The following is a 21323-nucleotide window of genomic DNA, read 5'->3' as shown; positions in this document are numbered from 1 at the left end:
GGCGTCACAACAAGTAATGATCCAGTAGCAGCGCGGCGAACAGTGCGCTCAGATGGATCAGAGAAAAACGGAAGGTCTTGCGTGCCAATGCGTCGGAATACGAACGCCAGAGCGCAAATCCATAGGCGCAGAAACCGCCGCTCAGAATGACAGCTGCTGCGAGATACAGCCAGGAGCTCATGCCAAAGATGAACGGCATCAGACACCCGGCGAACAGGATCAGGGTGTAGAGAAACACCTGCAGGCGGGTGAATTCGTTGCCATGGGTCACCGGAAGCATCGGAAGGCCCGACTTGCGATAGTCCTCCACACGGTACAGCGCCAGGGCCCAGAAGTGCGGCGGTGTCCAGAGGAAGATGATGAGAAACAGGATCAGTGCCTCAGGTGCCACCTCGCCCGTCACTGCTGCCCAGCCGAGCACTGGTGGCATGGCCCCCGAAGCGCCTCCGATCACGATGTTCTGCGGCGTCAGCGGCTTGAGCACCACGGTGTAGATCACAGCGTAACCCACAAAGGTGGCAAAGGTCAGCCACATGGTCAGCGGGTTCACCGCAAAGTACAGCAGTGCAGAGCCCCCCACACACAGCGCAGCAGAAAAAACCAGGGTCTGCGCGTTCGACAGCTCGCCCTTGGCCGTTGGCCGCCAGGCTGTACGCTTCATGCGTGCGTCGATGCCCTGCTCCACGATGCAATTGAATGCAGCGGCGGCCCCAGCCACCAGCCAGATGCCCACACAGGCCAGCACCATGCGCCAGCTCTGGGCACCCGTCGGCAGGCCGGGAATGGCCAGCACCATGCCGATGAGCGCACAAAAGACAATGAGCTGGACAACGCGTGGCTTGGTCAGCGCATAAAACTGCGCGAACCGGGACGGAAGCAAGGAAGCAGAAACGGCACTCATGCAGTCAATCGAGAGTCTTGGGAGCAGGCAGCCAACCGGGTAGCAGCCTCAGAGGTCATGCGAGTGCCCGTCCAGGCCCACGTCAGCACCAGCACCATGGCGGCCGCTCCGCCAGTGTGCAACACAGCAGCCGCCAAGGGCCAGCCCAACACGACATTGGACAAGCCCGTGAGCAATTGCAACAGGCCCAGCACTGCCAGCCAGCGGGCGGCAGGTCGCAGGGCATCCACGCGATGGAGACGCCATGCCAGCAGCCACAGCGCAGGCAGTACCACGTACGCGGCAAGGCGGTGAACGTAATGGATGGCGGTCAAGCCCGCAAAGCTGATGTGGGAGCCGTCCTGGAGCATGCCCAGTTCACGCCATATCTGAAAACCCTGCGCAAAATTCATCGGGGGCCACCAGCTGCCCTGGCATTGCGGAAACGTGGTGCATGCCAGCACAGCGTAGTTGGTGCTCACCCAGCCACCTAGCAGAATCTGCAGGGCGACCAATGCGGCCACAGCGCCAATCCCCCAGCGCACCCCTCGCGACAGCGCAACGGGTTGCAAGCCTCGGTCATGCTGCGAATAGCGCACGGCCTGCACCGTCAGCAAGGCCAGCAAGATCAACCCGCCGGCAAGATGCAACGTGACAATGGCGGGGAACAGCTTCATGGTTACTGTCAGCGCTCCAAACGCCCCTTGCAAGCAGACCCAGAAGAGCGTGAATGTCGGCCACCAAGGACTCAGCGGCTCCGCCTGCGCCACAGGAGCCGAAGACGAACGGCCTTGGCGGCGCTGCGCCCAGGCGGTGGCCGTCATCGCGATGATCAGCACCCCCACCCCAGTCGCAAGGTAGCGATGGATCATTTCCACCCACGCCTTGCCATGGGTCACGGGGCCGGTGGGGCGTTCGGCCTGCGCAGCCGCAATCTCCTCGCGCGCGCCCACCGGACTGGCGCTGCCGTAGCATCCGGGCCAGTCCGGGCAACCCAGGCCGGAATCGGTAAGGCGCGTGAACGCTCCGAACAGCACCAGATCAAACGTCAAAAATAACGTCAGCAGCGTCAGCGCCTGTAGCCGTCGCATCGGCGTGGCACCGCGGTTGCGCCACCACACCCAGCACAAGGGTCCCAGCGCAATCAGCACACCCAGCAGCATCAGCCGCGCCAGGGGCTCCAGGTCGTAAAGCGGTTGCGGATCCATACTCACTGCGCTCCCGAACGCCCTGCCTGATCCCAAGACGAAGACGCCCGCAGCAGACGCTCCAGATCGCGCTTGGCCTTGCTCGCATTCGCCTTGTCGAGCCCGGCCGGCATGCGCATCATCCAGTTGCCCATGGGATCCACCACATACAGATGATCCCGAAGCGCATGGCCGGGCCCTGGCGCCAGCCATCGGGACAAGGCCTGCGCATCTACACGCAGCACGGTGGCCTTGGTCAACCCAGGCAGTATCTCGGCAGGGGGAGAAGCATCATCCGGAATCAACCAGACCCAATCCACGCGGTCCTTTTCCTTGCCGACGCCTTCGCGCATCTGGCGCTGCAGGTAGAGATGGTCTTGGCACGCCGCGTCGCAGGCCCCGGGCGCCACACTGACCAACAACCATTGCCCTTTGAGCGCCGTGAGATTGCCTGCGGCACCAGCGAGATCGCGCGTCTCCAGGGACGGCATGGGACGTTGCGGGTCAATCAACTCGCTGAAGTTGCGTCGCCCCTCCGGACGGATCACATAGTAGGTGAAGTACGAGGCAATAACCGGTGCAGCACACATGAGCAGCACGCCGATCATCTTCAGACGGCCACTGCGCGTGCGCTGAGCTTGCTCCACCGCATGGTCCACCCCTGGAAGGTTATGAACCGTCAGACCCAGGGGATGGTCCTGCGCCGTTTCGGACTCAGGCGGCCGGGTCGCGGCGCGGGCGAATGAAGCGTCGGACGAGTTGGAACCAGACATAAAGAAGTGCAATCAGGGCACTGAGCCCGAACCATTGAAAGGCGTAGCCGTAGTGCTTGTCCACTCCGGTGGCCACAGCAGGCCATTCGCGCAACAAACCTTCGCTGGGGTGGCCCGTCTGCACCACCGACAGTGGCAGAGGGGACAGGCCCGTTTCAGAGCGGAAGGTTTCGAGGTCGAGATTTTGCCGGATGCGTGAAGCCCCCTCTTGCGCAGGGCCGCCCGCCATCTCGTACAGCTTGGAAGGCAACCCTGCAACGCGGCCCTCAATGCTGACCACTCCAGAAGGGGTGTCGACTTCCGGAAGCGCTGTACGGTCTTGAAAGTTACGCGGCACCCACCCCCGTTGCACCAACACCGGCTGTGCCAATCCTTCTGCCTTCAGGGGCGTCACGACAAAAAATCCTGGACGCCCTTGCATCTGGCGATTGTCGAGAAACCGCGTGTGCGCGGCCAGCCATTCGCCCCTCAGAACAATCCGCCGATGCAATGCATCCGGATGCACCGAACCGGTGTCTGCATCGATGGACTGTCCAAGCGCGTCGGCCGTCAGTGGCGAGGCCGCCTCCTGTGCTTCTCGCGCGGCTTGTAATGCCAGCTTCGTGTCGGCGCGCCCCAACTGCCAGAATCCCAGGGACGCGGTGACCGCAATGCCCACCACCGCAGCCAGGGTAATCAGCCCAAAACGGCGGCTCCAAAGACGGTCAGAGGGGCTCACGGGATAATGGCTCCATGAAAATTCTGGTCGGTATCGCTTTTCTGGGCATCCTGGGCAGTCTCGGGTCGGCGCTGTACTACATGATGCGCAACGGCCGCGATGACAAGGCCAAAGGTAGTCACATGGCCTGGGCACTTGCCCTGCGGGTCGGGCTTTCCGTGCTGCTCTTCCTGTGTATTTTGATCGCCTGGCAACTAGGCTACCTGCAGCCCACCGGACTCCCTGCGACCAGTTAAGTCTTTACGTGCTGGACGTACTACATCGCATCAGACGCCGAGTGTTTACATCACCATGTAAGACATGAAAAAAGCGCCTTACGGCGCTTTTTTCATGGGCGTCCCGGCTTACATCCAATAGACCAACACATACAAGCCCAGCCAGACCACGTCCACAAAGTGCCAGTACCAAGCTGCGCCTTCAAAGCCAAAGTGCCGTTCGGCGGTGAAGTGACCCTTTTGTAGCCGCAGCGTGATAAACAGAAGCATCAGCATGCCAATGAACACGTGGAAGCCGTGGAATCCCGTGAGCATGAAGAAGGTGGAACCGAAGATGCCCGAGTCGAGCTTGAGATTCAGGTCGGTGTACAGGTGGTAATACTCGTAGCCCTGCACCATCAGAAACACCACACCCAGCAGAACTGTCGCCCACATGAAGGCAATGGTCTTACCGCGTTGGTTGGCTCGCAGTGCATGATGGGCAATCGTCAGGGTCACGCCCGAGGTGAGAAGCAGTGCGGTGTTGATGGTGGGCAACCAGAACGGACCGACCGTCTGGAACGGCTCCACGATACCTGCCGGCGACGCGGTCGCTCCAGCAGCTACGCTGGGCCACACTGCCTTGAAGTCTGGCCACAACAGGCCGTTCTCAAGGCTGCCGAGGGCTGGCACCGAGTGCGAGCGTGCCCACCACAGCGCGGTGAAGAAAGCCCCGAAGAACATCACCTCGGAAAAGATGAACCAGCTCATGCTCCAGCGGTACGAAAGATCGATCTTGTAGCCATACAGGCCGCTTTCGCTTTCGTGGACAGCATCACGGAACCACTGGTACAGCACGAACAGCCACCACACCAGACCGAACGCCAGCGAGTACTTGCCCCAGTCATGGCCGTTGATCCACTGGCCAGCCCCCAGGATCACGAAGAACAGCCCAAAAGCGGACATCGCGGGATGACGCGACTCGGCGGGCACGTAGTAATACGGGGTCGTACCGTGGGTGGATGCGCTCATTTCAGCTCCTGACTCTCTCTAAATCTATCGTTATTCGTACTCTGACCGCCTAAACGATCGTATTGACCAGCATCATCAGCCCGATCACAAGCAAAAACACCGCCACCAGCCCCACCACGATCACATGCAACGGATAGATACGGCTCAGGTCTTGCGCGTACTCACTGCCTTTGCGCAATCCAAGAAGCGACCAAGCCACTGCCTTGACACTACGCAACCAAGATGCGCGACCGTTTGCAGGCGAATCAGAACCAGCAGCGGGCTGGGTCGGTGCGGAATCAGATGCCATGGAAGACTCAGGAACCCGAAGTCTGCGACGGCGCCGCTGACAGTGTGCTCGTCGGTGCTGCAGGCACCTTGCCCCCTACTTCGAAGAATGTGTAGGAGAGCGTGATGGTCGTCACATCCTTGGACAGCTTCGGATCAATGACAAATGCCACTGGCCATTCACGCTTCTCTCCAGGCTCGAGGGTGTATTGATTAAAGCAGAAACATTCCAGCTTGTTGAAATGCGATGCCGCCTGGCGAGGTGCATAGCTCGGGATTGCCTGCGCAGCCATGCGCCGGTCCTGGATGTTCTGGAACTCGTACATAACCGTGGCTAGCTCCCCGGGATGTACTTTCATGGAGCTCACAGCCGGTTTGAAATCCCAAGGCCCACGGGCATTGGCGTCAAACTCGACCGTGATCACGCGGCTGCGGTCCACTTGGCTGTTGGAAGGGACCTTCACATCCCGACCAGCAGCACCAGCGCCGGGTACCTGCCGCTCAGACAGCGAGAGGATGTTAATCCCCGTCATCTCGCAAATATGGCGATAAATAGGAATGAGGGCATAGCCGAAAGCGAACATGCCGGCGGCGATCACCACCAGCTTGCCCACCATCTTGGCATTTTCACGACGAAGGTTCATGGTGCGGTGAAGGTCTCGTATTCAACTCGACAGAAGGAACACCTTGGCCACAAACCCGAGGAAGAACGCTGCCGCTATGGACGCCAATACCAGCGCCATGCGAACGTTGTTCTTCTTTTGCTCGGGTGTCGTCATCGCGCAGCTCCTCAGCCAATCACGCGCGTGGCCGTAGCGTCCAGCTTGGGAGGCGTCTCAAACGTATGGAAGGGGGCAGGAGACGGCACTTCCCATTCCAAACCTTCAGCAGCTTCCCAGGGCTTCTGCGGCGCTTTCTCGCCTTTGCCCATCATGGCGGGCAGCACGATGGCCATAAAGAAGTACACCTGCATCAGACCGAAGCCAAAGGCACCAATAGACGCGATGGCGTTGAAGTCTGCGAACTGCATGGGGTAGTCGGCATAGCGTCGAGGCATGCCAGCCAGACCCAGGAAGTGCATCGGGAAGAACGTGATATTGAATGTGATCAACGAACCCCAGAAGTGAATCTTCCCGCGGGTCTCGGAGTACATCACACCAGTCCACTTCGGAGCCCAGTAGTAATAGGCAGCGAACATGGAGAACAGCGAGCCTGCGACCAGCACGTAGTGGAAGTGGGCTACCACGTAGTAGGTGTCCTGCAGTTGGATGTCGATGGGCGCCATCGACAGAATCAGACCTGTGAAGCCGCCCATGGTGAACACGAAGATGAAACCCACGGCGAACAGCATGGGGGTTTCAAACGTCATCGAACCGCGCCACATGGTCGCGATCCAGTTGAAGATCTTGACCGCAGTGGGCACAGAGATCAGCATGGTCGCGTACATGAAGAACAGTTGTCCCGTCACGGGCATGCCAGTCGTGAACATGTGGTGGGCCCACACGATGAACGACAGGATGGCGATCGACGAAGTGGCGTACACCATGGATGCGTAGCCGAACAGCTTTTTGCGAGAGAACGCGGGCACGATCTGGCTGATGATGCCGAAGGCCGGCAAGATCATGATGTACACCTCAGGGTGACCGAAGAACCAGAAGATGTGCTGGTACATGATCGGGTCACCACCGCCAGCCGGGTTGAAGAAGCTGGTGCCGAAGTGGCGATCTGTCAGGGTCATCGTGATGGCACCAGCGAGCACGGGCATCACCGCGATCAGCAGATAAGCCGTGATCAGCCAGGTCCAAGCGAACATCGGCATCTTCATCAGCGTCATCCCAGGAGCGCGCATGTTGAGGATGGTCACGATGATGTTGATCGAGCCCATGATCGACGAAGCACCCAAGATGTGCATTGCGAAAATCGCGGCATCCATCGAAGGACCCATCTGAAGCGTCAGCGGGGCGTACAGCGTCCAGCCGGCGGCGGGGGCACCGCCGGGCATGAAGAAGCTCGACACGAGGATGATGGCGGCCGGAATCATCAGCCAGAAGCTGAAGTTGTTCATCCGCGCAAATGCCATGTCAGAGGCACCAATCTGCAGCGGAAGCATCCAGTTCGCAAAGCCCACGAAGGCAGGCATGATCGCGCCGAACACCATGATCAGGCCGTGCATCGTGGTGAGCTGGTTGAACAACTCGGGGTTGACCACCTGCAGGCCAGGCTGGAACAACTCTGCGCGGATCAGCAACGCCAGCACACCGCCCACCATGAGCATGGCGAACGAGAACAGCAGGTACAGCGTACCGATGTCTTTGTGATTGGTGGCGAACACCCAACGGCGCCAGCCGGTCGGAGCGTGGTGGTGATCGTCGTGCGCGTGATCGCCAGCGTGGCCGTGATTGTCGAGAACAGCACTCATGTTGGTTACCTCAATGCAATGGTGCGGTGATTACTTGCCGCGCTGGGCCACGATTTCTGCAGGCTGCACCAGCTGCCCCGTCTTGTTGGACCAAGCATTCTTGGTGTAGCTCACAACAGCCGCAATGTCAGTGTCGCTAAGTTGCGGCCAAGCTGGCATTGAACCGTTGCCAGCGCCCTTGAGCATGATCTGAATCTGCTTGGCATGATCCGAATCCAGCACGATAGCCGAACCGTCCAGCGCCTTTATCGCACCAGCGCCCTTGCCGTTCGCTTGGTGGCAGGCGGCGCAGTTGGCAGCGTAAATCTTCTCGCCGCGCTTCATGAGGTCGTCCAGGGCCCACACTTTGTTCGGATCGTCCTGCTTGGCCGCCGCCAGCTTGCGCTGCTGCGCCACCCAAGCCGTGTACTCCTCGGCCGTGACCACCTTCACGTGGATCGGCATGTACGCGTGCTCCTTGCCACACAGTTCAGCGCACTGGCCGTAGTAGTCTCCGACCTTCTCTGCCCGGAACCAGGTATCACGCACGAAACCAGGGATCGCGTCTTGCTTGATACCAAACGCCGGCACCATGAAAGCATGGATCACATCGTTCGCCGTTGTGATCACGCGGATTTTCTTGCCAACCGGCACCACCAGGGGGTTATCCACCTTGAGCAGGTAATCGTTGGGCGCATCGGCGACCTTACCGCTGTCCGACAGCACACGATGCGAGCTGTCAAGCGTAGAAATGAAGGAAAGACCTTCACCCTCGCCGGTGATGTAGTCGTAGCCCCACTTCCACTGGTATCCAGTGGCCTTCACCGTCAGGTCGGCATTGGTCGTGTCCTTCTGTGCCACGAGCACCTTGGTCGCGGGCAATGCCATCAGGATCACGATGATGAAAGGCACCACCGTCCAGACCACCTCCACCGTCACCGACTCGTGGAAGTTCGCCGGTTTGGCACCGCGCGACTTTCGGTGTTTCCAGATGGAGTAGAACATCACAGCGAACACGGCCACGAAAATCACCGTGCAGATGATCAGCATCATCCAGTGCAGAAAATGCTGCTGCTCAGCAATCTTGGTGACCGGCGGGGCCAGGTTCAGCTGATTCACCGCCGGACCACCGGGAAGATCTTGAACGGCATGGGCAACGCCCCCCATCCAAGCACCGGCGGTCAGCAGCAGAGAAGCCAGCTTTTTGGAAATGCTCTTCATAGTTCTCACTTACTTCTAAGCCTCAATGTAACCAAACCCCTGGCGCGCCCTGGTGGGGTCAGGCAGCGCGCAAGGCCATGCGGATCTCCGAAGCCAGGGCAGCCCGCAGCTCGGGGCGCACAAAACGCCCCACATGCACAGACCGCCCCTGCGCCGACAGCGTGATCAGCGACCGGTCTCCGGACTTGGGCTCAACCCGTACCCAGTGGCGATCGAATTCCGCACGCTGCAACCTGCCAGCCGTCTCCAGTTCCACCACAAGACGACCGCCTTGCAGCGAAATCCTCTCACCGTCGGCCGCATGGCGCCCGTACAGGAGGAAAGCAATTCCTACCGCGATGATTTCGGCCCAAGCAAAGGGCATGACGAGGTAGGCGCCCTGCACCCAAAAAAACGTGGCAATGCCCAAGGACACCACGCACAAGGACAGATACATCCACCCCAGTTGCGCAGGCGTTACCGAGCAGTTACGGGTCAAACGCCAGTCGATGCGTTGTCCCGAGACTGTGGCAAAACGAAAAACCAAGCCCGTCACCGTCAATGCTCACAAGACTGCCGAGGCCTCTTGTCAGACAGCGCTATGGCCATCCGAAGCCTCAGCAATTGCGCGGGAAGATGCCCGAAATCTCAATCGTTTGGAATTGTAGCGCGCCTTGTTCCATGTCATTGACAGGTCTTAGCGTTTGCCCCCGATACCCGACAAACGCAGCATGGAACGCATGTCTTGGAGCGAAACTGTGCTTTGCGACTCCAAACGGGCCCGCGGTGTAGGCTTGAATGCATGGCCGTAAATCACCTCGAAGGTGAGCGCGAGGGGACCATCCGAACCGGCCGGGCTCAAACGCTGCATCATCGACTGCAGCAGTTGCCGATGCCAACCCCGCCCCCGCAAGGACGCATGCCGCTCTGGGTGCAGGTTGCGCCCAAGCCCTCGCAGCTCCAGCAGCAAGCGCTCTGGGGTCTCAAAGGTGAGTGTGATGCGCTCCATGTCCATGATGGGCTCGGCAAAACCCTGATGCACCAGCATGTCCCCCCAGTCATGCATGTCCGTGAACGCGTGACCCGGAGGAGGCCAACCGCACGCCTCGTACAGCGCACGCAGCTCGCGCACCGTATCGGGCCCCAGGCACGAGAACATGAGGAAGCCGTCCACTGCCAGCGCTCGATGCCAGCGCGCCAGCAGGGCCTGCGGGTCGGCGCTTAAGTGCAAAGCCATGTTGGCCCAGAGCATCTCCACGGAGGCATCGGGCACGTCCCCCCAGCGCAGCGCGGTCGATGCCCGCCAGCGGGCCGGGCTCCACCAGGGCTGCCGGTGCGCGCGACGGGCCAGCGCCTCGTGCGCCGGGTTGTCCAGCACGAGGTGACAACGCGCATCGGGATAGCGCTCCCGGATGCGGGCATGTGTTTCGAGACCGCCGCGCACTGGCTCCCAGTCGCACCATGCGGCAGGCTTTCGCAGAATCCACTGCAGCCGCTCTTCCATGCGGCGACCCACCTCCTCGTGCAGCCAAGGGGTGAGGGCAGGCGCGCGCCGTCGCCACTGAGCGGCGGCAACCGGGTCAATGGTGGGCGGACGGTCGTGGGATTCAGTGGGCATGGCGGACACAAGCGAGCGGGCAGTATATTGACTGCACCGCCGCCACGCGGCCCGCCCCACACAAGCCCGTGTTTGCGTATCGGCGTCGCAATCGCCTATCTCGCGCCTGCAAGGAGTCCCTGCCCGTGACCCCGTCTGATTCTGCTGAGCCAACGGCCGCATCATGCAAGAGGGCAACCACACCAGCCGCGACGGGGCTTGGCATGCTCGCAGCCCTGGGCAGCCGCTGCGCAGTGTGTGCGGCCTGGCCGGCCGCACGGCTCTGCACGGCCTGCGTGGCACGACTGGCCTATACCGTACCTCGCTGCCAGCGCTGCGCACTGCGCGTACCCGCCGGTGTTCCGTTGTGCGGAGCCTGCGTGGGCCAACCGAGTCTGCTGCAGGCCTGCGCGGCCGCGGTGGATTACGCCTACCCTTGGGATCGGATCGTCGCTGCGTTCAAATTTGAGGGCGATCCGGGCTGGGCACGCCCATTGGCCGGCCTGCTTTCGCAGTGCGAAACCGCCGAAGCACTGCGCAGCGCAGCCGATTGGGTCCTGCCCGTACCGCTGTCCGATGCGCGATTGCGCATGCGCGGGTTCCAGCAAACCGCACTGTTGGCGCAGGCCTGGGCGGGCCCGCAGGCACAAACGCGCTGGCTGCTGCGACTGCGCGATACCCCGCCTCAGGCCGGACTCACGCGCCAGGCCCGGCTGCGTAACCTGCAGGGTGCAATGGCCCTGGAGCCCGCACACGCCCACCGTGTTCGCGGGCAAAGCCTGCTGCTACTGGACGATGTCATGACCACCGGTGCCACGCTGGAGGCCGCTGCGCAGGTCTTGTGGGACGCTGGCGCACGACAAGTCAGTGCGGTGGTACTGGCACGCACACCGGCACCTGGTAGCTAGGGACACTCAGCATCACCCGCGCAAGGACGGGCGAGTGCAGATCGGGCGGAGCCAGAAGGCGTTGCGTACAGACTATCGCGCTGCGATGAGCACAAAAGGCAACGCAGTGCACCACCCGAGGCCGCGCCAGCGCAGACTGCGGGCAGTAAAGCTTGCCTTGAGACCGCGCCCGGAACCAAGGCGCGGATCGCCCGCTCCCCACACCGTGCCTCACACACCCCGATTCGCACGTCCCGTCACACCTTCCACACGCCTGCCTCGGCAGCAGCGGCGACAATCGGGGCATGTTTCACGTCGTCCTGGTTGAACCCGAGATTCCGCCCAACACCGGCAATGTGATCCGCCTGTGTGCCAACACGGGTTGCACGCTGCACCTGATCGAGCCACTGGGCTTCTCGATGGAAGACCGGCTGATGCGCCGGGCTGGGCTGGATTACCACGAGTACGCCGAGGTCCGACGGCACGCCGGCTGGACGGCCTTTGTGCGCGATCTGCAGCCTGATCCTTCGCGCATGTTTGCGATGACGACCCACGCCACGCAAGGCGTGTACGACACCGCCTTCCAGCCTGGCGACTGGCTGGTGTTCGGGGCTGAAACCCGTGGTTTGCCCCCAGCGCTGCGCGAAAGCTTTCCACCAGCGCAGCGCCTGCGGCTGCCCATGGTGCCGGGCCAGCGCAGCCTGAATCTGTCAAACGCGGTGGCCGTGACGGTGTTCGAGGCTTGGCGGCAAAACGGCTTTGCCCAGCCGGGTCAGGCCGTGCCGCCCCGGGCACCTGCGCAGAATCTGGCGGGCCTGAACGTTCAGGCGGGCTGAGCCCCGCCGTTTTCGAGCACCAGCGGCACCTGCTCCGTCATGAAGTCGAGCAGCACGCGGGTGCGCGCGGGCAAAAGCCGACCCGTGGGCAAGGCGGCATACACCGTGTAGCGGGAGATGATCCAGTCGGGCAGCAGGCGCACCAGCGCGCCCTGCACCAGATACGGCTCGGCCAGCAGGCGCGAGGTCACGGCAAAGCCCATGCCATCGATCGCGGCGCGCATCAGCAATTCGGTGCTCACCGACTGCATCACCGCCGGCGGATCGACCTCCACGCCCCCCCCCTGGCCCGACGCGGGCTTGAGCGGCAGCTTGCGCCCCATGCCGCCGGGCGCGCGCACCGACACCGCTGAATCCCGCAGAAAGTCGTGCGCGAGCAGATCGTCCGGATGCTGCGGTGTGCCCCGGCGGCGCAGGTAGTCGGGCGAGGCGACCAGAATGGCCTCGCCATGCAACAGGGGCCGGGCCACCACGTTGGCGTCGAAGTCCTCGCCCGCAATCATCAGCGTGACGTCGAACTCGTCCACACGGGCCGAAGCGTAGGGGTCGATGTGCACGTCCAGCAGCAGGCGCGGAAAGTTCGCGTGCCAGCGCGCCACCAGCGGGGCCAGGAAGTGATTGGCCAGCACCGGGACTGTGCACAGGCGGATGGTGCCGCGCAGGTCGCGCGTACTGGCCACCGCGGCGGCCTCGGCGTCGTCGATTTCGTGCAGGATGGAGCGCACGCGCTGCAGATAGGCGTCCCCGGCCACGGTGAGGGCCAGCTTGCGCGTGGTGCGCTGCAGCAATCGCGTGCCCAGGTGCTGCTCCAGCTCGGCCACCATGCGCGTGACCACTGGGGGCGACATGTCCATCGCGCGGGCGGCGGCGGCAAAGCCGCCCTCCTCGACCACGCGGGCAAACACTTTCATGGCTTGCAGGCGGTCCATGGCTCAGGCCTCCTGCACGGCGGGCGGCGTAGGACGCGCACTGCGGCGCACCCACCCCTGGGGCGTTACACGGGTGCGCCGTAGTTGCGCGCCAGCGACTCGGCCACGCACACGGGCTTGTCGGCCCCCTCGCGCTCCACGGTCACCAGCCAGGTCATCTGCAGGCCCTCGGGCTCCAGGCGCTCGGCGGCCTGCAGCGTGAGACGTGCGCGCAGACGGCTGCCCACCGGCACCGGCGCGGTGAAGCGCACCCGGTTGAGGCCATAGTTCACCCCCATGCGCGCGCCTTCGATGTGCAGGCCCAGCTCGAAGAAGCGCGGGATCAGCGACAGCGTGAGAAAGCCGTGCGCAATCGGCGCGCCAAACGGGCCCTGCCTGGCGCGCTCGGGGTCGATGTGGATCCACTGGTGATCGCCCGTGGCATCGGCAAACAGGTTGACCTGCTCCTGGGTGATGGTGATCCAGTCCGTCACGGCGACTTCCTGGCCCACGCAGGCGCAGACTTCGGTGTAGGAGCGAAAGGTTTTCATGCGGCCACTGTAGCGCCCGCTCCCGGGCGCGCTTGTCGGCCGTGCGACAGGCCCGCATCAGGCGTCCAGCCAGGCGCACAGGTCCTGCCACTGTTCCAGATCGCGGGCCACGCGGCCCGGGGCCACGTCGAACAGCGTGAGACCGTGGGCCGCCAGGTGCACGTAGTTCTGCGTGTCGCGCAGGTAGCCCAGCACCGGGAAACCCAGCCCCTCGACAAAGTGCTGCAGCTGCTCGGCCGCGCGGGTGCGGGCGTCCACACGCATGCCCACGATGCCCACCGGCACACCCTGGGCCTGGCGCAGCGCGGCCAGTTCGTCCAGAAAGGCGCGCGTGGCAAAGATGTCGAACACGCTGGGCTGCAGCGGCACGACGATGCGGTCGGCCAGCTTGACGGTGTCGGACAGCCGCCAGCCCTGCAGGCCGGCCGGGGTGTCGATGACCACATGGCGCGCATCGCGCGGCGGCTTGCTGATCACGTCGGCCTGAATGTCCCAGGTGCCGATGGGTGCGGCTGCGGGCGGGCGCAAGCCCAGCCAGAGCCGCGCAGACTCCTGCCGGTCGATGTCGCCCAGCAGCACGGCATGGCCGCGGCTGGCGTAGTACCCGGCGATGTTGGTCGACAGCGTGGACTTGCCCACGCCCCCTTTCGGATTGGCCACGACGATCACAGGCATCTTCAGCTCCCAGCAGAGAGGACACACCGGCACCCAGCGTGCCAGCGCGGTGCCGATTTTGCACCGCGGCATATTGTGCCAAATGCGCTGCTTGTGCTTACCAAGCAAGCACGAGCAGCTATTAAATCAATAGCAAATGGCACAACAGGCATGCGCAGCCTGCCGCGTTCAGGCGTCGGCGGTGCGCTTGACGAAAAACAGCCCTGCGCCCATGGCCATGAGCAGCCCGCCAAACACGCGGTTCTGCGCGCGCGCGGCGCGGGCGCTGCGCAGCAGCGGCTGCAGGGCGCTGGCGGCAGCGGCGTAGCCGTGCATGACCACCACGTCCACCACCACCGTGGTAGCCGCCATCACCAGCAGCTGCGACCACAGCGGGCGCTGGTCGGTCATGAACTGTGGCAGCACGGCCACCATGAACACGATGCCCTTGGGGTTGGTGGCGTTGGTCAGAAAGCCCGTGAGCACGCGGCGCTGCCAGGTGCCGGGGTCGGCCTCGGCCTGGCTGGCCAGGGCCGGCCCCCCGGCCGCCCGCCACTGCTGCACGCCCAGGAACACGAGGTAGCACGCGCCCAGCACCTTCACCACGTTGAAGGCCGTCTCGGACGCCACCAGCACCGAGCCCACACCCGCGCCCGCAATGAACAGCACCAGCAGCAGCCCGAGCTGCAGGCCCACGATGGTGGCGCTGGCGCGGCGCACGCCAAAGGCCAGGCCGTGGCTCATGGACAGCACGGCCCCCGAGCCGGGCGAGATCGCAATCAGACAGGATGCGGCCAGAAAGGCCAGCCAAGTGTGCAGGTCCATGGACAACAGGGTGTGGAGTGGGGCGCGCCGCTGGGCACCGCGGTGCAACGGCAGGGGCGGCCATCTTAGCGCCGCGCTGCCCGGCTTGCAGGGCAGCGCGCCGCGGCACGCCGCTGGCGGCCCTGGGCACTGCCAGAATGGCGGCAGGGACACAGTCGCGTGGCCCGCCCCACTCTGCCGCACCCGATTGCCCTCCATGGAACACGCTCCCACCTGGCTCCTGAATGCCTGCCTCTTTCTGGGCGCCGCCGTGGTGGCCGTGCCCCTGGCCCGCGCGCTGGGACTGGGCGCGATCATCGGCTACCTGGGCGCGGGCATCGCCATCGGGCCCTGGGGGCTGGGCTTCGTGAGCCATCCGCAGGACATCCTGCACTTTGCCGAGTTTGGCGTGGTGCTCATGCTCTTCCTCGTGGGGCTGGAGCTGCAGCCCGCACGCCTGTGGAGCCTGCGGCGGCCCATCTTTGGCTGGGGCGGCCTGCAGGTGCTCGGCTGTGCGGCCGCGCTGTGGGCGCTGGCCCTGGCCGCGGGGCTGGACTGGCGCACCGGCCTGATCGGCGCTCTGGGGCTGGCACTGTCGTCCACCGCCATTGCGCTGCAGGTGCTGCAAGAGCGCAACCTGATGCGCACCACGGGCGGGCAAACGGCGTTTTCCATCCTGCTGTTCCAAGACATTGCTGCCATCCCCATGCTGGCGCTGCTGCCGCTGCTGGCCGTGGCCCCGGCCGCCGCGCCCGGGGCCGACACGCCCCTGTGGCTGGAGATTGCGCGCACCGTCGGCCTGGTGGCCGCGCTGGTGCTGGGCGGGCGGCTGCTGTTGCGCCCGCTGCTGCGCTGGATCGCGAAGAGCCGCACACCCGAGGTGTTCACGGCCGCTGCGCTGCTGCTGGTGGTGGGCATGGCGCTGGTCATGGTCGCCGCTGGGCTGTCGATGGCCCTGGGCGCGTTTCTGGCCGGGGTGCTGTTGGCCGACAGCGAATACCGGCGCGAGCTGGAGACCGATATCGAGCCCTTCAAGGGCCTGCTGCTCGGCCTGTTCTTCATTGCCGTGGGCATGAGCATCGACTTCGGCGTGCTCCTGCAGTACCCGGGCCGCATGGCGCTGCTGCTGCTGGTGCTGCTGGTGGCCAAGGGCCTGGTGATTGCGCTGCTGGCCCGCGCGGCCCGCCTGCCTGGGCCCGAGCGCCCGGCCTTCACGCTGCTGCTGGCGCAGGGGGGCGAGTTTGCGTTCGTGGTGTTCCAGGCGGCCGTGGGCGCGCAGGTGCTGGCGGCCGACACGGCCTCGCTGCTCAACGGCGCGGTGGCGCTGTCGATGCTGCTCGGGCCGCTGCTGCTCACGCTGGCCGACCGCTGGCAGCGCCGCCGCGGCGGGCGGCTGGACGCTACCGCTGCGCCGCCCCCGGGCGTCGAGACACTGCACACCCCGCAGGAGGCGCCGGTGGTCATCTGCGGCTTTGGCCGCTATGGGCAGATCGTGGCGCGCATGCTGCACGCCCAGGGCGTGGCCACCACCGTGCTGGACCACAGCGTGGAGATTCTGGAAGTCGCGCGCATCTTCGGCTTTCGGGTGTTCTATGGCGACGCCACGCGGCTCGACCTGCTGCGCACCGCCGGGGTGGAGCAGGCGCGTGCGCTGGTGATCGCGGTGGACGACCCCGAGCAGTCGCTGCGCATCGCGGCCCTGGCGCGCAAGCACTTTGCGCAGGTGCCGGTGGTGGCGCGGGCCCGCGACATCTCGCACTGGAACGCGCTGCGCGACCTGGGCGTGACGCTGGTGCAGCGCGAGCTGTTCGAGTCCAGCCTGGTCAGCGCGCGCAGCGTGCTCGAACAGCTCGGCATGCCCCCAGAGCAGGCGGTGCAGCTGGCCGACCGCTTTCGCGCCCACAACCTGGAACTGGCCGACCGGCTGTACCCGCACCACAAAGACCGGGCACGCTTCATTGCCGTGGCGCGCGAGGGCCGCCAGCAGCTCGAAGAGCAGATGGCGCGAGAGCGCCAGGCCGTGCCGCCCGAGGGCGCCCCACCGGCCGCTGCCAGCGCCACCGACGTGCCCCGGCCCTGACCTGTCTGCCCCCTTCGAGACCGCCCATGGACCTGCCCCTCGTGCCCGCCACCTGGCTGAACCCGCTGCGCCTGGCGCTCGAAATTGCCGCCACCGTGGCGTTTGCGCTGTCGGGCGTGATGGCCGCGGCACGCAAGCGGCTTGATGCCGTGGGCGTGTGCGTGGTGGCGTTTGTGGCGGCCTTTGGCGGCGGCACGCTGCGCGATTTGCTGCTCGACCAGCGCCCGTTTTTCTGGGTGCGCCACACCGAATTCGTCTGGGGCATCCTGGGCCTGAGCGTGGCGGCCATGCTGTTCATGCGGCAGCGGCACTTCGAGCCCACACAGCGCCTCATGCAATGGCCCGACGCACTGGGCCTGGGCCTGTTTGCCGCCGTGGGCGTGGACCTGGCCACGACCGTGGGCATGCCCGCCATCATCGCGGTGATGATGGGCATGATCACCGGCGTGTTCGGCGGCGTGCTGCGCGATGTGCTGTGCAACGAAGTGCCCCAGGCCTTCAGCGACCACCGCCCGTACGCGGTCTGCGCGTTTGCCGGGGGCTGGGCCGACGTGCTGCTGCGCCAGTTGCACGCGCCCGACTGGGCGCCCCTTCTGGCCTGCGTGCTGCTTACGGCCGGGCTGCGCGGCCTGGCCGTGTGGCGCAACTGGGAACTGCCGGCCTGGCGCGTGTAGAGCGCCCGGGGCCTGCGCCCCGCACGCGCCACCCTCCGCCGCGGAGGCGACAGCCCGGCCGTGCGCGCCACGCCACACTGGCAGCCAGCGGCCTGTTGCGCCGCCTCATGCTGGAGAGCCGATGTCCACCCCGCCCACCGCCAATGCCACACCGCAGATTCCGCCGGGCTTTCGCCCGATTGCCGCAGGCGGCCCCTACATGCAGCACAACGGGCCGCTGTACCTGCGGCACGAAGCGGGCCTGGTGCGCTTTGGCTTTCGGGTGGAGGCGCGGCACTGCAACCCCATGGGCAACCTGCACGGCGGCATGATGGCCAGCTTTTGCGACATGCTGCTGCCGCTGTCGGCCCACCGCACGGTGGCCGAAGTGGCGCACCGCTTTCTGCCCACGGTGAGCCTGCAGCTCGACTACCTGGCTCCCGCGCCCGAGGGCTGCTGGGTCGAGGGCGAGGCGACCGTGCTGCGCACCACGCGCAGCCTGGTGTTCATCCAGGGCCTGGTCACGGCCGACGGAACGCCCTGCGTGCGGGCCAGCGGCGTGTTCAAGATCGGACCCGAGATGCCCCAGGGCGCAAGGCCCTGAAGCAGATTGGAAGCCTAATCGGCCTGCAGCCCAGCGAAATCAAGCACAAGCAGCTATTGAATCAATAGCAACTCAGCGCCAAGCGGCGGGGCGTGCCGCCACCCGGGAAGCCCCCCTTGCGCATGGCGCAGCGCGTCACATGCGCTCGATCACCACCGCAATGCCCTGGCCCACGCCGATGCACATGGTGGCCAGCGCATAGCGTCCGCCCGTGGCGTGCAGGCGGTTGACGGCCGTGGTGGCCAGGCGTGCGCCGCTCGCGCCCAGCGGGTGGCCCAGCGCAATCGCGCCGCCCCAGGCGTTCACGCGTTCGTCGTCGTCGGCCAGGCCCAGCTGGCGCAGCACGGCCAGGCCCTGGGCGGCAAAGGCTTCGTTGAGTTCGATCACGTCCATCTGCGCCAGCGTGAGGCCGGTCTGCGCCAGCACCTTCTGCGTGGCCGGGGCCGGGCCGATGCCCATGATGCGCGGGGCCACGCCCGCCGTGGCCATGCCCACCACGCGGGCGCGGGGCGTGAGGCCGTACTGCGCGGCGCTGGCCTCGTCGGCCAGCAGCAGCGCACACGCGCCGTCGTTCACGCCGCTGGCATTGCCTGCGGTCACGCTGCCGTCGGGTCGCACCACGCCCTTGAGCTTGGCCAGCGCCTCCAGGCTGGTCTCGCGCGGGTGTTCGTCCTGGCTCACCACCAGCGGGTCGCCCTTTTTCTGCGGGATGTGCACGGGCACGATCTCGCGCGCCAGATGGCCGGCCTGCTGCGCGGCCACGGCCTTCATCTGGCTGGCCAGGGCCATGCGGTCCTGCGCCTCGCGCTCGATGCCGAAGTCCTGCGCCACGTTCTCAGCGGTTTCGGGCATCGAATCCACACCGTAGTGCTCCTTCATCAGCTTGTTGACGAAGCGCCAGCCGATGGTGGTGTCGTACACCGCGTTGCTGCGGCTGAAGGCGCTTTCCGCCTTGGGCATCACAAAGGGCGCGCGGCTCATGCTTTCAACCCCGCCCGCAATCATCAGCCGCGCCTCGCCCGACTTGATGGCCCGCGCGGCCGTGCCCACGGCGTCGAGCCCCGAGCCGCACAGGCGGTTGATGGTGGCGCCGGGCACCTCGATGGGCAGGCCGGCCAGCAGGCTGCTCATGTGCGCGACGTTGCGGTTGTCCTCGCCGGCCTGGTTGGCGCAGCCGAACAGCACGTCGGTCACGGCGGCCCAGTCCACCTGGGGGTTGCGCACCATCAGCGCCTTGAGCGGGATGGCGCCCAGGTCGTCGGTGCGCACGCTGGAGAGCGCGCCGCCGTAGCGGCCGAAGGGGGTGCGGATGGCGTCGCAGATGAAGGCATTGGGCATACAGCTGTCTCCTCGGTTTCAACTCATTCGTCGGTGTGCATCCCACGGTGTGCTCGCCGCGCGCCGAAGGGTAGCGCAGACGCGCCGGGCCTCGGCGTTGCAGCCCAACAGGGGAGATGCGGGTCGCGGCTACCGGCATGCAAGCGCTGGTCCGCCCCACGGCGCTCTCCGCCAGACTGCTGTGTTCTCCTGCCGGCAGGACGCTGCGCGGTGCGGCCCCGTGGCATCCCCCGGGGCACCTTGTTCAGTGTGCACTGATCGGTGCTTGTACGCTTCACGTGCGCGACACCAGCGTCATGGCGCCCCTACCAAGAGAGATGTCAGGCCCCCCCGGTCGCGCAGCCGATGTGGACGCGGGGAATGCGACGCAAAGTGGATCACTCCCGTCGTGTGGGCGGCAAGGCAGACGATGCACGCACGCAGGGTCTCTCTCATCCCAATCCAGGCCGTGCGCCGCCTGGCTCGCATGCCGGTGTGGGACAACCCCGCAGGCCCGCGGCCCGGGGCCTGCGTGCTACGCTGCGCGCATGTTCAATCCTTCGCAGGCGGACGTGCGCCGCTTCTTCTGCCGCGTGCAGGCCAAGACCCAGGCGGGCGAGCCCATGGAGGCCATCGAAACCCTGGCCGGGCTGTGGATCGCCGAGCATCCCGAATACCACCCCGACCTGGCCGACGCCAAAGCCGCCGTGGCGCGCAACTACGACGCCACACCGGGCCAGACCAACCCTTTTCTGCACCTGTCGATGCACCTGTCGATCAGCGAGCAGTGCAGCATCGACCAGCCGCGCGGCATCCGCCAGGCGGTGGAGTTGCTGGCCGCGCGCCTGGGCTCGCTGCACGACGCGCACCACGCCGCCATGGACTGCCTGGGCGAGATGCTGTGGGAGAGCCAGCGCTCGGGCCGCCCGCCCGACGGCGACCGCTACATTGCCTGCGTGCAGCGCCGCGCCACGCGGGACTGACGCCGCAGCGCGGCCCGCCTACAGCCCCAGCAGCCTCAGCCCGCGCTGCAGCTCGGCATGGCCCAGCCAGTCCGCATGCCAGGCCACGCACAGCGCCGCATTGGCCAGCACCGTCACCCTGAACACGGCGATGAAAGCCGGCTTGGCCGTCTTGTGCCGCAGCCGCTGCTGGGCCCACAGCGCGCCCGGCCAGCCGCAGGCCAGGGCCAGCAGGTGCAGCGTTTTTTCGCTCGTGCGCCAGCGGCCCGACACGGCGGCCGCCTTGTCGATGGCGTAGGCTGCGTAAGTCACCAGGCTCATCGCGGCATAGGCCAGCGGCACGCGCGCGTCCCACCCCCACACCCCCACGCAGACCGCATACACCAGCCCAAACAGCGGCAGCGCAGCCCTGCGCACCGGGCTCCAGGGCGCGGGGCGCTCGCCAGGGCGGGCACCGGTGCGGCGCTCGTTGGCCGCACCGCGCGCGGTGGTGGTGCGCTGGGCCGCAGCAGGGTGCGCCTTGCGGGCAGCACCCGCAGGGGCCGCGGTGGCGGCTGCTGCGGCGCGCACATCCACCGCCTGGGGCTTGCCCTGGCGACCGGGGCGCACGGCGTAGCGCAGCGCTGTGCCTACGGCCGGCCGCTGACCGCGCGGGCCCAGGGCCGAGGCGTGCACAAACACCGGCTCGCCGCCGCCGTGGGGGGTGATAAAACCAAAGCCGCGTTCGTCGTTCCAGGTCGTGAGGGTGCCGGTGTGCTGCATGCGAGAAAAGCCCAGGCCCGAGCGCTGCGGGCCGCGGCGCAAGCATAAGCCGCAGAGCC

25 protein-coding genes are annotated in these 21323 nt (G+C 65.6%); 7 read left to right on the top strand and 18 right to left on the bottom strand.

What is annotated here, in order from left to right; genetic code table 11:
- Positions 1-4: 4 nt before the first annotated feature.
- Genes cyoE through ABD866_RS08520 form a run of 4 tightly spaced genes read right to left on the bottom strand, consistent with a single transcriptional unit; the run spans position 5 to position 3558 of the window.
- Positions 5-901: a heme o synthase gene (gene cyoE / locus ABD866_RS08535; RefSeq protein ID WP_345063290.1), complete on the bottom strand. Its 897-nt coding sequence runs from the start codon at positions 899-901 to the stop codon at positions 5-7.
- Positions 898-2088 carry a COX15/CtaA family protein gene (locus tag ABD866_RS08530; protein WP_345063288.1) on the bottom strand — a complete coding sequence of 397 codons (1191 nt, stop codon included), beginning with the start codon at positions 2086-2088 and terminating at the stop codon, positions 898-900. Before ABD866_RS08530 ends, cyoE begins: the two co-directional genes overlap by 4 nt.
- A gap of 2 nt (positions 2089-2090) precedes the next feature.
- Positions 2091-2840, bottom strand: coding sequence for a hypothetical protein (locus ABD866_RS08525; protein ID WP_345063285.1), 750 nt, complete (start codon positions 2838-2840; stop codon positions 2091-2093).
- The gene (locus ABD866_RS08520) at positions 2782-3558 is read right to left on the bottom strand and encodes an SURF1 family protein (RefSeq protein WP_345063282.1); all 777 of its coding nucleotides are present in this window, start codon (positions 3556-3558) and stop codon (positions 2782-2784) included. The genes ABD866_RS08525 and ABD866_RS08520 overlap by 59 nt, the downstream gene beginning before the upstream one ends.
- Before the next feature lie 14 nt (positions 3559-3572).
- Here ABD866_RS08520 and ABD866_RS08515 point away from each other — a divergent pair, with 14 nt between their 5' ends.
- The gene (locus ABD866_RS08515) at positions 3573-3794 is read left to right on the top strand and encodes a twin transmembrane helix small protein (protein WP_345063280.1); all 222 of its coding nucleotides are present in this window, start codon (positions 3573-3575) and stop codon (positions 3792-3794) included.
- A gap of 108 nt (positions 3795-3902) precedes the next feature.
- Here ABD866_RS08515 and ABD866_RS08510 read toward each other — a convergent pair whose 3' ends face one another.
- From ABD866_RS08510 to ABD866_RS08475, 8 genes are all read right to left on the bottom strand, one after another.
- Positions 3903-4784, bottom strand: a complete 882-nt coding sequence (locus ABD866_RS08510) for a cytochrome c oxidase subunit 3 (protein WP_345063278.1) — start codon at positions 4782-4784, stop codon at positions 3903-3905.
- A gap of 49 nt (positions 4785-4833) precedes the next feature.
- Positions 4834-5073 (bottom strand): DUF2970 domain-containing protein, encoded by a 240-nt coding sequence (locus tag ABD866_RS08505; protein ID WP_345063275.1) that lies wholly within the window; start codon positions 5071-5073, stop codon positions 4834-4836.
- 7 nt (positions 5074-5080) lie between these two features.
- Positions 5081-5695, bottom strand: coding sequence for a cytochrome c oxidase assembly protein (locus ABD866_RS08500; protein WP_345063272.1), 615 nt, complete (start codon positions 5693-5695; stop codon positions 5081-5083).
- Between the two features lie 21 nt (positions 5696-5716).
- A complete protein-coding gene (locus tag ABD866_RS08495) occupies positions 5717-5830 on the bottom strand; it encodes a cytochrome oxidase small assembly protein (RefSeq protein ID WP_345063269.1) in 114 nt (37 codons plus the stop codon).
- A gap of 11 nt (positions 5831-5841) precedes the next feature.
- A complete protein-coding gene (gene ctaD / locus ABD866_RS08490; protein WP_345063266.1) occupies positions 5842-7470 on the bottom strand; it encodes a cytochrome c oxidase subunit I in 1629 nt (542 codons plus the stop codon).
- Positions 7471-7500: 30 nt separating this feature from the next.
- The gene (coxB, locus tag ABD866_RS08485; protein WP_345063263.1) at positions 7501-8670 is read right to left on the bottom strand and encodes a cytochrome c oxidase subunit II; all 1170 of its coding nucleotides are present in this window, start codon (positions 8668-8670) and stop codon (positions 7501-7503) included.
- Between the two features lie 58 nt (positions 8671-8728).
- Positions 8729-9205: a DUF2244 domain-containing protein gene (locus ABD866_RS08480; RefSeq protein WP_345063697.1), complete on the bottom strand. Its 477-nt coding sequence runs from the start codon at positions 9203-9205 to the stop codon at positions 8729-8731.
- 141 nt (positions 9206-9346) lie between these two features.
- Positions 9347-10267: a methyltransferase domain-containing protein gene (locus ABD866_RS08475; RefSeq protein WP_345063261.1), complete on the bottom strand. Its 921-nt coding sequence runs from the start codon at positions 10265-10267 to the stop codon at positions 9347-9349.
- Between the two features lie 359 nt (positions 10268-10626).
- Between ABD866_RS08475 and ABD866_RS08470 the strand changes: the two genes are divergently transcribed.
- Positions 10627-11154, top strand: coding sequence for a ComF family protein (locus tag ABD866_RS08470; RefSeq protein ID WP_345063259.1), 528 nt, complete (start codon positions 10627-10629; stop codon positions 11152-11154).
- Positions 11155-11438: 284 nt separating this feature from the next.
- Positions 11439-11969 (top strand): tRNA (uridine(34)/cytosine(34)/5-carboxymethylaminomethyluridine(34)-2'-O)-methyltransferase TrmL, encoded by a 531-nt coding sequence (gene trmL, locus ABD866_RS08465; RefSeq protein ID WP_345063256.1) that lies wholly within the window; start codon positions 11439-11441, stop codon positions 11967-11969.
- On the opposite strand, the gene ABD866_RS08460 is transcribed toward trmL, so the two are convergent.
- The 4 genes from ABD866_RS08460 to ABD866_RS08445 all read right to left on the bottom strand — a co-directional run bounded on the left by ABD866_RS08460 (position 11957) and on the right by ABD866_RS08445 (position 14907).
- Positions 11957-12898: a LysR family transcriptional regulator gene (locus ABD866_RS08460; protein WP_345063253.1), complete on the bottom strand. Its 942-nt coding sequence runs from the start codon at positions 12896-12898 to the stop codon at positions 11957-11959. The two genes, trmL and ABD866_RS08460, sit on opposite strands and share 13 nt — an antisense overlap.
- A gap of 65 nt (positions 12899-12963) precedes the next feature.
- Positions 12964-13428, bottom strand: a complete 465-nt coding sequence (locus ABD866_RS08455; protein WP_345063250.1) for a MaoC family dehydratase — start codon at positions 13426-13428, stop codon at positions 12964-12966.
- Between the two features lie 57 nt (positions 13429-13485).
- On the bottom strand, positions 13486-14103 hold the full coding sequence (locus tag ABD866_RS08450) for a nucleotide-binding protein (RefSeq protein WP_345063247.1): 618 nt from the start codon (positions 14101-14103) through the stop codon (positions 13486-13488).
- Between the two features lie 168 nt (positions 14104-14271).
- A complete protein-coding gene (locus tag ABD866_RS08445; RefSeq protein WP_345063244.1) occupies positions 14272-14907 on the bottom strand; it encodes a LysE family transporter in 636 nt (211 codons plus the stop codon).
- 196 nt (positions 14908-15103) lie between these two features.
- Between ABD866_RS08445 and kefC the strand changes: the two genes are divergently transcribed.
- From kefC to ABD866_RS08430, 3 genes are all read left to right on the top strand, one after another.
- Entirely contained in the window at positions 15104-16966 is a 1863-nt protein-coding gene (gene kefC, locus ABD866_RS08440) for a glutathione-regulated potassium-efflux system protein KefC (protein WP_345063241.1), read from the top strand.
- 26 nt (positions 16967-16992) lie between these two features.
- Entirely contained in the window at positions 16993-17640 is a 648-nt protein-coding gene (locus ABD866_RS08435) for a trimeric intracellular cation channel family protein (protein WP_345063238.1), read from the top strand.
- A gap of 121 nt (positions 17641-17761) precedes the next feature.
- The gene (locus ABD866_RS08430; protein WP_345063235.1) at positions 17762-18223 is read left to right on the top strand and encodes a PaaI family thioesterase; all 462 of its coding nucleotides are present in this window, start codon (positions 17762-17764) and stop codon (positions 18221-18223) included.
- 135 nt (positions 18224-18358) lie between these two features.
- Here ABD866_RS08430 and pcaF read toward each other — a convergent pair whose 3' ends face one another.
- Positions 18359-19561, bottom strand: coding sequence for a 3-oxoadipyl-CoA thiolase (gene pcaF / locus ABD866_RS08425; RefSeq protein WP_345063232.1), 1203 nt, complete (start codon positions 19559-19561; stop codon positions 18359-18361).
- Between the two features lie 527 nt (positions 19562-20088).
- On the opposite strand from pcaF, the gene ABD866_RS08420 reads away from it, so the two are divergent.
- Complete coding sequence (locus ABD866_RS08420) at positions 20089-20523, top strand: DUF1841 family protein (protein ID WP_345063229.1); 435 nt, start codon at positions 20089-20091, stop codon at positions 20521-20523.
- A gap of 18 nt (positions 20524-20541) precedes the next feature.
- Here ABD866_RS08420 and ABD866_RS08415 read toward each other — a convergent pair whose 3' ends face one another.
- Positions 20542-21264, bottom strand: coding sequence for a DUF1294 domain-containing protein (locus ABD866_RS08415; protein WP_345063227.1), 723 nt, complete (start codon positions 21262-21264; stop codon positions 20542-20544).
- Between the last annotated feature and the right edge of the window lie 59 nt (positions 21265-21323).

This window comes from Acidovorax lacteus, assembly GCF_039540375.1.
In the GTDB taxonomy this organism is placed as follows: domain Bacteria; phylum Pseudomonadota; class Gammaproteobacteria; order Burkholderiales; family Burkholderiaceae_C; genus Acidovorax_G; species Acidovorax_G lacteus.
This window is presented reverse-complemented; position numbering and strand designations above follow the sequence as displayed.

Excerpts from the sequence above, each read along its gene's own strand:
- ABD866_RS08455 (WP_345063250.1), bottom strand. The coding sequence starts at position 13,428 with ATGAAAACCTTTCGCTCCTACACCGAAGTCTGCGCCTGCGTGGGCCAG.
- ctaD (WP_345063266.1), bottom strand. The coding sequence starts at position 7,470 with ATGAGTGCTGTTCTCGACAATCACGGCCACGCTGGCGATCACGCGCAC.
- ABD866_RS08475 (WP_345063261.1), bottom strand. The coding sequence starts at position 10,267 with ATGCCCACTGAATCCCACGACCGTCCGCCCACCATTGACCCGGTTGCC.
- ABD866_RS08495 (WP_345063269.1), bottom strand. The coding sequence starts at position 5,830 with ATGACGACACCCGAGCAAAAGAAGAACAACGTTCGCATGGCGCTGGTA.
- ABD866_RS08530 (WP_345063288.1), bottom strand. The coding sequence starts at position 2,088 with ATGGATCCGCAACCGCTTTACGACCTGGAGCCCCTGGCGCGGCTGATG.
- ABD866_RS08505 (WP_345063275.1), bottom strand. The coding sequence starts at position 5,073 with ATGGCATCTGATTCCGCACCGACCCAGCCCGCTGCTGGTTCTGATTCG.
- ABD866_RS08420 (WP_345063229.1), top strand. The coding sequence starts at position 20,089 with ATGTTCAATCCTTCGCAGGCGGACGTGCGCCGCTTCTTCTGCCGCGTG.
- pcaF (WP_345063232.1), bottom strand. The coding sequence starts at position 19,561 with ATGCCCAATGCCTTCATCTGCGACGCCATCCGCACCCCCTTCGGCCGC.
- kefC (WP_345063241.1), top strand. The coding sequence starts at position 15,104 with ATGGAACACGCTCCCACCTGGCTCCTGAATGCCTGCCTCTTTCTGGGC.
- ABD866_RS08510 (WP_345063278.1), bottom strand. The coding sequence starts at position 4,784 with ATGAGCGCATCCACCCACGGTACGACCCCGTATTACTACGTGCCCGCC.
- ABD866_RS08415 (WP_345063227.1), bottom strand. The coding sequence starts at position 21,264 with ATGCAGCACACCGGCACCCTCACGACCTGGAACGACGAACGCGGCTTT.
- ABD866_RS08460 (WP_345063253.1), bottom strand. The coding sequence starts at position 12,898 with ATGGACCGCCTGCAAGCCATGAAAGTGTTTGCCCGCGTGGTCGAGGAG.
- ABD866_RS08515 (WP_345063280.1), top strand. The coding sequence starts at position 3,573 with ATGAAAATTCTGGTCGGTATCGCTTTTCTGGGCATCCTGGGCAGTCTC.
- ABD866_RS08435 (WP_345063238.1), top strand. The coding sequence starts at position 16,993 with ATGGACCTGCCCCTCGTGCCCGCCACCTGGCTGAACCCGCTGCGCCTG.
- coxB (WP_345063263.1), bottom strand. The coding sequence starts at position 8,670 with ATGAAGAGCATTTCCAAAAAGCTGGCTTCTCTGCTGCTGACCGCCGGT.
- trmL (WP_345063256.1), top strand. The coding sequence starts at position 11,439 with ATGTTTCACGTCGTCCTGGTTGAACCCGAGATTCCGCCCAACACCGGC.
- ABD866_RS08450 (WP_345063247.1), bottom strand. The coding sequence starts at position 14,103 with ATGCCTGTGATCGTCGTGGCCAATCCGAAAGGGGGCGTGGGCAAGTCC.
- ABD866_RS08500 (WP_345063272.1), bottom strand. The coding sequence starts at position 5,695 with ATGAACCTTCGTCGTGAAAATGCCAAGATGGTGGGCAAGCTGGTGGTG.
- cyoE (WP_345063290.1), bottom strand. The coding sequence starts at position 901 with ATGAGTGCCGTTTCTGCTTCCTTGCTTCCGTCCCGGTTCGCGCAGTTT.
- ABD866_RS08430 (WP_345063235.1), top strand. The coding sequence starts at position 17,762 with ATGTCCACCCCGCCCACCGCCAATGCCACACCGCAGATTCCGCCGGGC.
- ABD866_RS08525 (WP_345063285.1), bottom strand. The coding sequence starts at position 2,840 with ATGTCTGGTTCCAACTCGTCCGACGCTTCATTCGCCCGCGCCGCGACC.
- ABD866_RS08445 (WP_345063244.1), bottom strand. The coding sequence starts at position 14,907 with ATGGACCTGCACACTTGGCTGGCCTTTCTGGCCGCATCCTGTCTGATT.